Origin of the sequence: Oceanispirochaeta sp. M1, from assembly GCF_003346715.1 — a bacterium.
Classification (GTDB): domain Bacteria; phylum Spirochaetota; class Spirochaetia; order DSM-2461; family DSM-2461; genus Oceanispirochaeta.
In genome coordinates, this window is sequence record NZ_QQPQ01000014.1 from 105,541 (window position 1) to 117,048 (window position 11,508).

Here is an 11,508-nt window from a genome sequence, read left to right on the forward strand (position 1 = left end):
TTTTCTAGCTCTATAATGAAACCATGAGCAGACTTAAATCAGTCCTGAATTCCAGGGGAACCTCTATTCTTTATCTTGTACTCATTTTAACGGTAATGGTATTGCTGGGGATGTGGCAGGATGGTGAACGCAGAAATCGAGAGATCGAATACAGGCAGTTTTATGAAGAGTATACCTATAACTGGTATAACAGGCTTGATATCAATCTGGGAGTATTATCTGAGCTCTTCGATGTCTCTTCTAATTTGCCTGAAGCAGAACAGGACCTGCTGCTGAAAAAAAGAATGAAATACTGGGCTGATAAATCTCCATTTCCCGAAGTTCTGGATGCATTAATCCGAATTGATATGTCGGAGAATAAGTCCGTTTATACCCAGTTTGATCAAAGCAGGTTCAAACTTCTGGAAAATGATGAATGGAGAGAAACGGCCTCTTCTATTATTACTAATCCGGCTTTCCCTGAATACGGATCTTTTACTATCAGTATTGAAAATGATATACCCGCTCTGACTCTCTATTCAGAGGACCATGATGTTTTTACTGTATTAATCCTGAATAAGGAAGTTTTGATCAATGATGTTTTCCCTCACATAACCGAAGCCATATTCGGGGATACAATACTGCCTGAAGATATAATGAGCCCGGCTATAGTACAGTTCGGTAAAGAAGAAAAAATTATCTACAGTCTACTGCCTCGTTTTGATATTGGTGAAAACAGTCTTCCTATGGGACCGGTGACAGTTTTTGATTCCCTATTCATGGAGGATTCTACGGTTACAGAAGAATTGAAATCTGAATTGAAGGAACTCAAAATTGAGAACTCCTACTATCTTAACTATTGGCAGATTAAGGGGAGTAAGGAATTAAGATTTGAGGATATGACACTCAATTTCTGGAAGGAAAATATTCCCGAGGGTCAAAATGTCTGGTTTTTTGTTTATCTGCCCGGAAGGCGGTCATTGGAGACACAGGTCATAGTTGAAATTCTACCCTATGTTATTCTGGGTTATTTATCTCTGATTCTTCTGGGGCTGGCCCTGATGATATTAACTAAATTTAATAGAGAAAATCTCAGTCTGCTGATAAAGCAGGAGGAGTTTGTGTCTACCCTGACCCATGAACTTCGTACACCTCTGCATATCATTATTAATGGGGCGGGGAACCTGGTCGATGGTGTCATCAGTGAAAAGGAAGACATTGTCCGCTACGGTGAAATGATCAGGAAAGAGGGGCACCGACTGACTGACATGATTGAAAGCATTCTGAGCTATTCGGGAGTTACACAGAGGAAAATGGAACGTCAGCAATTTCCTTTAAGAGATGTATTGGATGAAGGGCTGCATCCTTTTCGTATTCTTTGTAAGGAACGGGGAATCAGTTTAATAGAAGAAATATCGACTGATTCAGAGTACTATGGAGACCGGGAAGCTGTTAAATTGATTCTTTCTAATCTCCTTTCCAATGCCCTGACTCATGGGGCTGCGGGTAAATGGATACGAGTGAGTGCTACCCTTTGGGAGGATCTGGTTTTGACCGTTGAGGACAAAGGCCGAGGAATTCCTAAATCTGAGCTTGAGAAGATAAGAGAACCTTTCTATAGAGGAGAAAGGACTCGGAAAGAACAAATTCACAGTAGTGGTCTGGGACTTAGTATTGTGGAAAGGGTCATTCATAGAGAACGGGGAACATTGATAATTCAGAGTAGAGAGGAGAAAGGCAGTATTTTTACTGTCTATCTACCTGTGTCTTCCAATGAGGAGACTGAGCATGTCTAAAAGAATTCTGATGATTGAAGATGAACCCGGAGCCGCCATGGCGGTGGGTGACCGGCTGGTTTCGGAAGGATATAAAGTAGATCTTGCTTCGGATGGAGAGGAAGGATTCAGGATGGCCTGCCGAGGTGAATATGATTTAATCCTGCTGGATCTGATGCTGCCCGGTAAAGACGGGATCACTATCTGTCGAGATCTCAGGGATCAAGGATTTTTGACTCCAGTGATTATGGTGACAGCCAGGGGGGAGGTCTTTGACCGGATTCTGGGCTTGAAAATCGGTGCTGATGACTATCTTGCAAAACCCTTTGATCCCATGGAACTGATTGCACGGATTGAAGCTGTATTACGTCGTAGTCCGAGTACTGGGAAAAGGGATAATTTTCTGGAAACAGTGTATGAATTCGGTGCGTTCTCCTTAAACAGTGAAGAGAAGGAGCTGTACAGAGATGGAGCTGTCATTGCTTTATCCAGCCGTGAATATCAGTTGTTACTGTTCCTTGTAAGCAACAAAGATAAGGTTCTTTCACGGGATGAGCTTCTGGACAATGTCTGGGGTTACGACTCTATTCCCTCAACCCGGACAGTAGATGTCCACATCTCATGGCTGCGGCAGAAGCTGGAAGATACAGGCCGAAAGCCGCGGTATATTCAGACAGTTACCAAGAGGGGATATAAGTTTATCGGGTGATACATGTTTTGTCAGACTTCAAGATGAAAGGGGCTGCTCAATGATGTATGAAGCAGTCCCTTTCAGTATATCGAGATAAGAGTTATTACTCTTCTTTCAGTGAATCCAACCATTTAACGAAGGCTTTGTGCGCTTCGGTGGAGGCTGCAGTAACTTCTTCCATCCAGGTTGTCTTGTCTTCTTCAACCATCTCCTGTGTATAGATCCCTTTTCTGAAAAGAGGATTTTCTTCAGCATTTTCCAGTAGGTGCCTGTTTCCTGATTCTGCTACAAATGTCTGTGCATACAGAACCTGGTTCATAGTTTTGGGCTGAATAAGGTAATATGTATTCTTTGTGGCCACAGTATAATAGGGTGTGCATTTGGTCATGAATTCCTTTACCAAACCGTGGTTATTATGAACCCTCAGGTAAGGGCGTTCGGCAACGATGACACCAAAATCCGCACCGCTCTCTTCGAGGCTGGCTTTGAAAGAGTTCACAACTGTCTCTGTATTGTTCATCAAGTCAGGGAATCTGAAGGTGGTATTATACCCTTCGGCTACATTTACCGAAGCCAACCCTGATTCGGCAAACTCTTCATCCCGGATGGGTTTGCTTACTTTCTGATAGGCTTTGGTAGACAGTAGAGTGTCCTTATCGATAAGTGTAAATTTTGCATTCTCCAGTTCTGAGAGCAGAGTGCTTTCATATCCGTTTATTTTTTCTCCGATAGGATATGGCAGATCCTCTGCAAATTCGACTTTCACATCATTGGACAGCAGGAAATCGTTGGTGTCACTGAGGCCAAGTTTACTGCCTCCCATATATTCATCCAGGTCTTCTGTTTCCATCCCCATGGTGGAATTGTACCCCAATACGACAACAGAATTGTAATCTGCAACTTTTTTAGTTACCGATTTCGGTCCCTCTTCGAAAAAAACTGTCTGTCCTTCATTGGCGGGACAGATCGTTGTGCATGAGCTGAGACCTACGGCCATAAGCGCCGCCAGCATCAGGACATATGTTCTAAGTTTCATATAAACCTCCGGGTCTAGTAATATTTTTAACTGAGCAGGACCCTTTCGGGATGCCGTCAATAAACCCTGATGAATATATAACACGAGGATTAATTGAACCTTAAATCTCTGATATTATTGAAATCCGAATTTAAAATATGACAGGAAGAGGTCGTCATCTATGCGGTTTTCAATCAAAAAAAAATTCCGACTCCTGGTAATCCTGCTGGTATTCCTTCCCATGATAATTACCAGTTTTCTTTTAGTGTCTCTGTTTAAAGAGAAAATTCTTGAACAATTCTGGAACGAGCAGACCGATCTCCTAAAGTCCATCGGTTATAATACCATTGAGAAAAGGATCGAGATCATAGAAAAGCTGCTTCTTGAATATGAAGGGGACAGACGGTTAAGGGAACTTTCTTCCAATTCCATATCGACACTCGGGGCCGAGTGGAACTATCTGTCCCGGATACTATCCTTGAATACCCGGATCTATTATGGCAATGAGGATAAACAGTTTTTTATAAGTCCTGATCAGGGAATGAGTCTGCTCTATGATCCGACATTAACCCTCTGGTACAGGCAGGGACAGGAATCAAAGGGCATTTTCTGGACGATTCCCTACAGATCAGAAAAGAACTCAGAAGTCACCCTGACTGCTGCTATTCCGATCAGGGATATGGATGGGGAATTTCTTGGAGTTCTGGGAGTGGATACTCTATTGAAAGACTTTTTCATCGGTATTAAAGATGAGGCTCTGAAGGAGAATTCCCGGATTCTGGCATTGCAGGAGGGTAATCGGGTCATCAATTTTTACAGAAAAACTTTCGAACCTGTAGAGTACGGATCTCTCTACAATTGGCAGGAACTTCTGGATGCCCCCATGGGACGGAAGCTTATTCATTTGGAGGGAACGGGATATTACGCTTTTTCTGTTTCTCTCGACCGGCTTGATATTTCCCTGATATCCCTGATTCCGGAATCTGACATTAATAAGGAGATAATTCCATTTCTTCTCATAGCTGGTTGTGTCGTGCTCATCTGTACTCTTCTTATGATGGGGGGAATCTATATTGTATCACTGCAGGTTGTTCGGAATATTGAAAGTATGAACCGCTATATGAGTGATGTTGCAGGAGGTAAGTACGAGCTGCAAAACTGTATAAGAAGCAAGGATGAGTTTTCCATAATGAACGGTAATATGAACCTTATGGTAGATTCCCTGGCTCGTAATATCATACATCTGGAGGATATGAACAGGCAGAAGGAGGATCTTATCAACCTGCGGACTACCCTGATTCATATCATCAGTCACAATGCCTCAACGCCCATTACGGTTTTATTCAATTGCAGTATGGAACTTCTGGAGGAGAATTCCAGGGAGGACTTCAGGCAGATGGTTACCGCCGCGGGAAACCTTAAAACATTGATGGAGAACACAATGGCATATCTCAAGCTGGAAGAGGGGGTGGCTCTCAGCCAGAACCAATTGGTTAATCTCAATGATATAACTGAACTGACCTGCCGCATGTACCTACCCCTGGCTCTAAATAAGCGCCTGTTTATAGACGTTGACATGGAAGAGGAACTGACTGTGGAGGGGAACTATTTTCTGATAAAAACAGTTCTTGAAAATTTGTTTGATAATGCAATCAAATACTCTTTGCCCGACGGAATTATCCGTATATGGAGCCGTCATGAGGGGGATTCTCTTGTCTGGTGTATCACTGATAATGGACCGGGGTTTTCTGAAAAGGACCGGGAAAATCTTTATAGTAAGTTCCGGAAACTCTCCGCCCGTCCTACGGGGGGAGAGAACTCTACCGGGCTGGGACTTTATCTGGTCAAAGAACTAATGAGCTCATTTGGTGGTGAGGTCATTCTGGAGGAGAATGCCGGAGAGGTGGGAGCCTGTTTTACTCTGCGCTTTCCTCTTTATGGCGGCCCGAAAACTTACGGAGAGCCAGATAAAGAAAGGCGTTCACTACTATCAGTGAAAGTATGATAATGGGTAGTAAGGCATAAGTGCCTTGGAACCACCGGCGCAGGCTGCTGATGTTCTGCTCCACAACCAGGTAACTGTTCAGGGACTCAAAATAGAAAATCGAGCTGTCCCCGTCATTACTGCCGGATTCGATCATCTCGGTTGATCCCCCGAGTTCCTTTGCCCTCTGGAGAAGCCCGTAATAGTCGTAGATTGCCACATTGCCGATCTGTCGCTGATCCGAATGGATGATGATTTCGCCGCTTTTATCGGTAAAGTAGGCCTCTATCCCTTCGTCGCTGAACAGAGAAAGGAGCTCTGAGACCTGATCATAGCGGATCAGAATCCCCATGACCCCGACAATCTGATGGGAGGTTTCGTACAGTTTAATATTGTGGTAAAGGTACAGGATACCTTCGAGGGAGTCGTAGAAGAATTCATTGCTCCGGTCGGTTTCAGATTCCATAAAATCGTAGAACCAGAGATCCCGCTCGTTTCCCTTTTCCATTCGGACTGTTGTTCCTGCGGATTGGTATACAATTTCGCTTTCCACCGAAGCCAGGTCGATGGCTTCACAGCCTATCAGTTCTATTTGTGTGCTAAGATATTTATCCAGAGTTGTGCGGTCACCCTCATTCTTAAGCCAATCAATCAGAAAATCCTGACTGGCGGCTACTTCGGCTCCCCGTAAAATTGGTTCCAGGTAAGCCTCCAGAGCGAGATTGATTCTGTTGGCTCTATCCCTTAGCATCCAGCTTTCCCGGCAGAGTTTTGAAGAGTTGTGATGTAGATAGAGGAATCCATAAATCAGGATGGAAACGACAGCGATATGTATCACCATCACCTGGGCAATTTTTTTATCCACGACGGAAAAAATACACTATCAGCATAATTTTGACAATGACTTATTGGGAAGCAGTCTCCCTTTCCGGAATGTTCATCAGATACCCCTGTCCCCTTCTGTTCAAAAGGTATTCGGGACTCCGTGGGTTGGCTTCAATCTGATCCCGCAGCATATGAATATGTACAAGTAAACTGTTCTCCGAAGGGGCATCCTGATCATCCCAGAAGCGGGTGAGAAGCTGTTCTTTGCTGATAATCTGGTTTCTGTTGCTGATGAAGTAGGAGAGCAGTTCGAAAAGTTTTCGATTCAGTTTGAGGGAGGAGCCGTCTTTTCGGACACTGCAGTCCCTGTAATCAAGATGAAAGGAATCTATGATCAGATCTTCTCTTACATTATCCAAGGGCATGGTCCGATTTATACGTATCCGTTTCTGCATCCTGCGAATTCGGGCCAGCAGCTCCTCTTTGTAGAATGGTTTTGTTATATAGTCATCACAGCCAAGGTCAAAGGCATTCACCTTAGTGTCGATCTGCTCAAAATTGGAAATTACGATAACAGGTGTTTCATTGTTCTGACGTCTAAGTATTCGTATGATATCCGCTCCGTCCATGTCTCCCAGGTTCAGATCCAGGAGGATCATATCAAAATCCTCCCTGTTCAGAGCGGCCAGGGCATCCTTCCCACAACTGACATCCTGAACCTCGTAATCATTCTGGAGGAGAATTTTCTTTGTATATGTTCTGAGGAAATCATGATCTTCGACTATCAATATACTGTATTTCATATCATCAGAATTTATTAACATATGATACATAGTCTATATTGGCAATATTAAATGGACCTTAAATATCCATAGTAGATAGTACTCTATTATGGGGCTGATTCATTCATTCAGATTGAAAATTCCATTTGCACTTATATAGGAGTTCCGATCGGGACCGTACACCCATTTTTTTGAAGATGTTGTTAAAGTGATGCTTAACTGTTCCCAGTCCCATGTTCAAATTAGAAGCAATTTCTTTAGTTTTTAATTGTGGATTATTACAAAACTCCCTGATTACATCCTCTTCTCTAGCTGTGATCAGATAATCTTCTTTTAGATCCAGGGGCTTTGTCGAAAATCCAATTTCTGAGATCCGTTCTTCCAAACCAGACAACTGTTTTTCTTTTTCATTTATCTCATTTCTATGATTACTTATCTCTTCAATGAGCTTAATCTTTTCTTCCTCCATGGAAGAGATCCTTTTATAATATGATTTCTCAATCTTAAGGAGATGGTTAATTTCACTCATGTATATCAGATAAATTATGGATAAGAAAAAAATCAGGAAAAGAATCATATTGAGGCTTGATCCAATTTGATCATAGCCTGAAAGATGAATTGAAAACTCTAAAAAGAACAGTGTGAAAACTGCCAATGAAATAAGCTTTATTTTAGTATGATTTTTTAACATGTCATAACGATAAGCCAGGAGTAATGTCAGAATTATAAAACCCATCCCATGAAATGCATCATATTCATCTATTAATGATAATGCAGCATTGGCTAGAAAAATTAATATCTGGAGGTATTGAACGGCAGCTTTTGTTGACTTTCTGCTTAAAAGGAGAATAAGAGAAAAAAGAAAAACCAGTGAAATAGAAGGATCATCCAATATAAGATTGAAAAAATCTTTCTCTCTGAAATATAGGTTCCGTATTATGTTTGTGAATGTAACTAAAAAACCTATTACAGCAATGGTAGTCGAAATCCGTTGCTGTATCAGTATATTCTCTTTTTTTCTCATATTCATTGAACTATCCATTTTTAACTATCCCAATATCCTGGCAAATCTTTAGTGACATCCAGTATTAAATCAAGGGCCTGGCAAGGTATGGCAACGATTTCATCTATTAGTTTCTTAGAAATGTTTTCATAATTCCAGACACCCATGTTGATGGGATTGTACTTATTCATCTGCATATCTTCTATAGCATCTGCCTTATGATCATTCAGCATTGAAAGTGCAAGCATTTTCATACCTCGGTTGATGATTATTTCATCACCACCATCAAAGTGGCTGATCCGCTCCAGTCTCATTAAAAGATTATCATTGTCACAAAAACTGTGTTTGAAAATATCTTTGCCACCAGCTGTGGCGGCGACAAGGTAGATCGATAAATGTGAAAGAGCTATTCTCATGGGATTAGAACAATTAGCAATAAAGGGAATTGCTGCTGTCAACTTCATCACTTTGTTATTAAGTATTCGGATTTTTCTTTCTGGTGATATTGAAAAAATCATTGAAAGTCTATCTACAAGTTCTGTCCATTGTTCTTCTTTAAAATGGCCTTCATTATTTAATTCAATAGAGTACAGTTCCGCATTCAACATTAGATTGCTCCTTACATGGGTTAATTATTTAATAAATTGTACATCTCAAAGTAAATATTGCATAGAATTATTCGTGATACAATTAGGAGTTCACTCTTTTTCAACTTACAGATTTTGTGATCCTAACCCATGACGCAGTATCCAAAAGAATTGGGATAGCACTTTCAGAAGAGCCGGGATTGAAGCCGAAAGTTCCTGCCCAACCCTCTTACCATTGTGCGGGATAAAATTGATCAGCATTCTGTTTTGTAACACAAAGGAAGGGTAGATACTTAATAGGCTCAACAACAAGTCCACTGAACCAGTTACAGCCCGTCTCCAGAGCGACAGCACCATCTGCTTCGGCTGATTCCCAGCGAATCCCATGGCATTTACCAGCTTTGGCCATATCCAGAGAGTATTGATTGGTACCAGTCGTGTAGACGGTTATATCATCCCGTTGTACCTCAGAGAGTACGGATATCACTCCTTTCAGAGGATTAAGGCTGTCTGCAACAAAAATCCCATTCAACTCAGATCCGTATTGAGTCAGCCAATTTTTAACTACAGCCCTGGTCTTCTGTTCATCCAGGTCGGTAGATTTAACATCCAGAAGCTTCATTTCAGGTGCATACTCTGCCAATTCTGATGCAAATCCATAACATCTGGCATTATGCTGACCCGATCCGGGAATATGACCAATGATGGCATAATTACCTTTTTTCTCAAGACGATCGGCAAAATGACGGGCAAAAAGCCGATGATTGCCCCAGTCATCAAATCCTGTATAACTGATGATATATTTAAATGACTCCATGGAAGGAGTTGCCTGAGAAACGATCATGGGAATATTTTTATTATGTGCTGCAATAATCTGACTTTCAAAACTATCCAGGTCTGCCGGTATGGGAATGACCATGTCATGAGACGACTTCATTATTTTTTCAAAAAAAGCTTTTTGAGGAGCCGCTGTCCAGTCACCCTGAGTAATATCAAGATTGACAGCCATGAGCTTTGCAATTTTTTCCATGCCCAGCTTGTATGCGTCGTAGTAGGGATGTTCTCCCGGAATAAATAGGGCCACATTTTTCCCTCGGGGACCGTCGCAGGGAGAGGGTGGTAGAACCTTCTTCTTTACTCCGAATCCGGCATACTCCAGATCGTACCAGAACCTGGCATCCAACTTGGAAAAAGAGGAGGGATTGGCAGGTCTCTGAGGAATCTCTTTTTCATTACTGCTCCATGTAATTAGAGGATGACCATCGCCACTCTTCAACTTTCCCAGATCCGTAATACTGTATTTTTCTACCTGCAGCAGAAGTGAATCAATATCTTTACGACTGCTGCTGCATATCTCAGTGAAATCAGAAATCACTGAATCAGAGCGTTTCACCTCATCACCGATTCTTTCGATGAATTTGCTGTTTTCCTCAGTCAGGTCTGTGACCTGATCCATGGATTGGAGTATCAGATCTGAATTCTGACCAATACTATCAGAAGATTCCTCTACATCCCTTGTAATCGATGACAATTCAACAAGGGCCTTATCTATCTCACCCGTACCTGATGAAAGCTGGGTTAATCCTGCCGAGACTTCAGACATACTGTCTGAAAACTGCTCAACTCCCTTCAGAATACTCTCATAGGAAACCGATACATCCCTGGAATAAGACTGGGCATCGTGAATACCTGACAAAATGTCATTCATAGATTTCTTTATTCCCTGAGCATTCTGAGCCGTGCTCTCAGCCAGCTTACGAACTTCAACCGCAACAACACTGAATCCCTTTCCAGCCTCTCCCGCATGAGCTGCCTCTATGGCAGCATTCATGGCCAGAAGATTTGTCTGGGCGGCAATATTATCAATAATAGTCAGGAAAGACTGAATCTGATCCGCCTTACTGGCCACCTGAGCGATTACTTGCTCATTACTCTTAATTTTCCTGCTGCTGTCTTCTGCTATGTCTTTCAGATTTCCCAGAAGAGAGAAACGTTCGGATGTGGTTGATGTAATATTTCGGATGGACGCCGTCATTTGAGTTATAGCTGCCGAGGATTCTTCCACAGCCGCCGACTGACTTTTTATTTCATTTGAAATCTTTTCCGACTCTGAACTCACTTTCCGGCTTCTGTTTCGTGACTCGGAAATAGCGTCTGTAAGATTTCCCATCCTGTTTTGAATCTCACTCAGTTCAGAAGAGATAATGCCCGATGTATTTTCTACATATCTGGCTTTTTTCTCAAGGATAGCCAGATTTTCCCTGCTGTCCCTGGCGGCACTTTTGAGTTTATATATAAGATTATCAATAACAGACAAAATAATATTGAGATTTTTTACAAGACCTGAATATATTCCATTGGGAGTGAATCTTTTATTTAAATACCCATGCCCTTTATTATCTAGAATTTCCGCTGTTTCATGCTCAAGAGTATGCAGCTTTTTGTTGGTTAGCTTAAATGACATTGGTCTTCCTTTTTTAAATATGAAATCAGAAACATATTATCATACAAAATATATTTCTGAAATTATTTTATTCGGATTAAATTGTGGAATGAAAATAATGTTTAATCTAAATATGAAAAGAATAAACTCTTTCCAAGCCTATTCGTTCTTGCCAGTAATCCCGAGAAAAAAAACTCAGAATGGTTCAGCAGATATTACAGAGAGGCTGATCTGGTTTGTGAATAATTTTAGTAGGAGAATATTGGCATCATGAATGTCTGATTAGCATATACATCAAGGATCTTATTCTGCTAAAATCTGCATCCCGGGAAGTGGCAAGAGTGGAAATCCTGAGGAATTCCGGTACACAGTTTGACCCTGCCGTTAATAACATCTTTGATTCTGTTTTCTCAGATATTGAAGC

At 41.6% G+C, this 11,508-nt stretch carries 10 protein-coding genes; 4 read left to right on the forward strand and 6 right to left on the reverse strand.

What is annotated here, in order from left to right:
* Positions 1-23: 23 nt before the first annotated feature.
* Together DV872_RS12040 and DV872_RS12045 are read left to right on the forward strand one after the other, a co-directional pair.
* A complete protein-coding gene (locus DV872_RS12040) occupies positions 24-1,775 on the forward strand; it encodes a sensor histidine kinase KdpD (RefSeq protein WP_114630184.1) in 1,752 nt (583 codons plus the stop codon).
* Positions 1,768-2,463, forward strand: a complete 696-nt coding sequence (locus tag DV872_RS12045; protein WP_114630185.1) for a response regulator transcription factor — start codon at positions 1,768-1,770, stop codon at positions 2,461-2,463. The genes DV872_RS12040 and DV872_RS12045 overlap by 8 nt, the downstream gene beginning before the upstream one ends.
* 85 nt (positions 2,464-2,548) lie before the next feature.
* Here the strand turns inward: DV872_RS12045 and DV872_RS12050 are convergent, their stop codons facing one another.
* Positions 2,549-3,481 carry a hypothetical protein gene (locus DV872_RS12050; RefSeq protein ID WP_114630186.1) on the reverse strand — a complete coding sequence of 311 codons (933 nt, stop codon included), beginning with the start codon at positions 3,479-3,481 and terminating at the stop codon, positions 2,549-2,551.
* Positions 3,482-3,641: 160 nt separating this feature from the next.
* Here DV872_RS12050 and DV872_RS12055 point away from each other — a divergent pair, with 160 nt between their 5' ends.
* The gene (locus DV872_RS12055; RefSeq protein ID WP_114630187.1) at positions 3,642-5,465 is read left to right on the forward strand and encodes an ATP-binding protein; all 1,824 of its coding nucleotides are present in this window, start codon (positions 3,642-3,644) and stop codon (positions 5,463-5,465) included.
* Here the strand turns inward: DV872_RS12055 and DV872_RS12060 are convergent.
* From DV872_RS12060 to DV872_RS12080, 5 genes are all read right to left on the reverse strand, one after another.
* Positions 5,377-6,309 (reverse strand): cache domain-containing protein, encoded by a 933-nt coding sequence (locus DV872_RS12060; RefSeq protein WP_147283159.1) that lies wholly within the window; start codon positions 6,307-6,309, stop codon positions 5,377-5,379. The genes DV872_RS12055 and DV872_RS12060 overlap by 89 nt on opposite strands.
* A gap of 40 nt (positions 6,310-6,349) precedes the next feature.
* Positions 6,350-7,072 carry a response regulator transcription factor gene (locus DV872_RS12065; RefSeq protein WP_158546943.1) on the reverse strand — a complete coding sequence of 241 codons (723 nt, stop codon included), beginning with the start codon at positions 7,070-7,072 and terminating at the stop codon, positions 6,350-6,352.
* A gap of 103 nt (positions 7,073-7,175) precedes the next feature.
* Positions 7,176-8,081, reverse strand: coding sequence for a response regulator transcription factor (locus DV872_RS12070; protein WP_158546944.1), 906 nt, complete (start codon positions 8,079-8,081; stop codon positions 7,176-7,178).
* 14 nt (positions 8,082-8,095) lie between these two features.
* Positions 8,096-8,662 carry a hypothetical protein gene (locus tag DV872_RS12075; protein ID WP_114630191.1) on the reverse strand — a complete coding sequence of 189 codons (567 nt, stop codon included), beginning with the start codon at positions 8,660-8,662 and terminating at the stop codon, positions 8,096-8,098.
* A gap of 208 nt (positions 8,663-8,870) precedes the next feature.
* Positions 8,871-11,105: a methyl-accepting chemotaxis protein gene (locus DV872_RS12080; RefSeq protein WP_114630192.1), complete on the reverse strand. Its 2,235-nt coding sequence runs from the start codon at positions 11,103-11,105 to the stop codon at positions 8,871-8,873.
* A gap of 19 nt (positions 11,106-11,124) precedes the next feature.
* On the opposite strand from DV872_RS12080, the gene DV872_RS26395 reads away from it, so the two are divergent.
* Entirely contained in the window at positions 11,125-11,358 is a 234-nt protein-coding gene (locus DV872_RS26395; RefSeq protein ID WP_147283160.1) for a hypothetical protein, read from the forward strand.
* Positions 11,359-11,508: the final 150 nt, after the last annotated feature.